We start from the raw sequence: 1,963 nt of genomic DNA on the forward strand, positions 1-1,963 counted from the left end.
TCTTCTCTAGAGCCTTTTTCTTCTCTAGAGCCTTTTTCTTATCCAGAGCCTTTTTCTTATCCAGAGCCTTTTGTTTTTCCTGAACCTTTGCCCGCTCCCTATCTCGGAGTTGCTGTAGTTCATTTTCACTAATCACACGAGCTTGAATACTTTTTGGAGGCAACTTAACTGTTTGCTCGTTACTACTCTGCCAATTGAAAAAGAATGCAGCAATGACCAATATATGAACAGCAACACTAGCAATCAGAAACTTTCGATTTTTTACCTCTATCGCCTCGCCTAACAAGACCTTAAGGAGTTTAAAGTTTTCCGTTGCACGCTTATCTGAAGACTTTCCACTTGCTCCCTGCTTTTTCAAAGCACGAGCTTGAGAATCTTTAGCCGTGTTTTTCTTCATGGGTCCTCAGTGATCAATCCGACATCTTTCGCACCGGCATTCTGTAAAGCAGCCATCAGCTCAACCACAACTCCGTACTCTACATGCCTGTCTCCTCGCACAAGAACACTAGTAGAAGGTTCGTGTTGAAGAATAGAGCTTACATTTTTTAGTACGACCTGAAGCTCTAAAGGTTTCTTGCTTGATGATGTCATTTCCATATAGTAAGCACCGTTTGAGTCGACCGTCACGACAATCGGCTCGAGGCTTTTAGCACTTTCTACCGGGTCGCTATCAAGTAAGGGTAAATCAATCTTGATCCCCTGAGTCAGCATTGGTGCTGTCACCATAAAGATAATAAGCAGCACTAGCATCACATCGATATAGGGAACAACATTTATATCGGACATGGGTTTACGCTTAGATCTAGGCACCGTTATCAGCCTCTATTAGAAGTATTATCAGCAACACCGTCTTTTGCACTTCCTGCACTTGAATGAATATTTCGATGAAGAATACTCGAGAACTCATCAGCGAAAGTTTCATAGCTTGTATAAAGCGCATCAGCCCTTGCCGAAAACCTGTTATAAGCAACAACAGCAGGAATTGCTGCGAATAGCCCCATTGCAGTAGCAATTAGTGCTTCAGCAATACCTGGCGCTACCGTCGCCAAGGTCGCTTGCTGCTGCTGAGCAAGCCCGAGAAAAGAGTTCATAATCCCCCAAACTGTGCCGAACAGACCAACATAAGGGCTTGTAGAGCCAACTGTTGCCAAAAATGGCAGATTGGAGTCAAGTCGTTCACCCTCTCGCGAAAGCGCAACACGCATTGAGCGCTGCGTCCCCTCCATCACGGCATCGGCGTCTACGCCTGCTTGTTGCTTTAAACGGTTAAATTCCTTAAACCCCGCTTTAAAAATCAATTCAAGCCCACTACTCGCTGCCGACCCGGAACTTCTTTTGTACAATTTTCCTAGATCCATGCCGGACCAAAACATATCCTCAAAATTATGCTGCTGCGCATTAGCCTGTCTGAAGAAACTAGAGCGCTGGAATATCAGATACCAGGATATTATCGACGCAAGCAATAATGCCAACATAACCAACTGCACAATAAAACTTGCATCAAGAATCAAACCAACAATCGAAATCTTTTCCTGCACTTATTTTCTCCAGGTAATCTGCCAAATCTAGGCACAAAATACGGTAATAGCTGACTAACTTTGTAACCCTGTTGAACTCAAGGCTTGCTTCAGGCCTTCGGGTAGCGCTCTCGGCTTGTTATCAGGCAATGATACACAAGCGACCTTAACATTCCCCTCAACTAGCCGCCTACCAGATGAGTCTTCAACAAACTGTTCAAATTCTATATAAGTTCTTTTTAGAGACGAAACCGAAGCAGTAACATTCAGTATTTCATCAAGTTTGGCGGGGGCCAGGTATCTAACATCAAGGCTATGCACTACATAACTGATTCCTTCTTCGAAACCAGCCCGAAGCTCAAACCCTAAACTTCGAATAAACTCCGTTCTAGCACGCTCAAAATACTTTAAATAATTAGCATAAAACACGACGCCGCCAACATCAG

At 43.9% G+C, this 1,963-nt stretch carries 4 protein-coding genes; all 4 read right to left on the minus strand.

Features of this window, described 5'->3' with window-relative positions; translation table 11 throughout:
- Positions 1–397: hypothetical protein (locus A3761_RS21025; RefSeq protein WP_156492006.1), on the minus strand; the 397-nt coding region annotated here is incomplete at its 3' end.
- Positions 394–786, minus strand: coding sequence for a protein TolR (gene tolR, locus A3761_RS21030; protein ID WP_068511022.1), 393 nt, complete (start codon positions 784–786; stop codon positions 394–396). The genes tolR and A3761_RS21025, both read right to left, overlap by 4 nt.
- 29 nt (positions 787–815) lie before the next feature.
- Entirely contained in the window at positions 816–1,538 is a 723-nt protein-coding gene (gene tolQ / locus A3761_RS21035; protein ID WP_068739361.1) for a protein TolQ, read from the minus strand.
- Positions 1,539–1,592: 54 nt separating this feature from the next.
- Positions 1,593–1,963 (minus strand): YbgC/FadM family acyl-CoA thioesterase (locus A3761_RS21040; RefSeq protein ID WP_068750820.1); only part of this gene is annotated, 371 nt, incomplete at its 5' end.

It is taken from the genome of Oleiphilus sp. HI0123 (genome assembly GCF_001635315.1).

What these genes read in the sequence shown, in the direction of transcription:
- tolR (WP_068511022.1), bottom strand. Translation starts at nt 786, where the DNA reads ATGTCCGATATAAATGTTGTTCCCTATATCGATGTGATGCTAGTGCTG.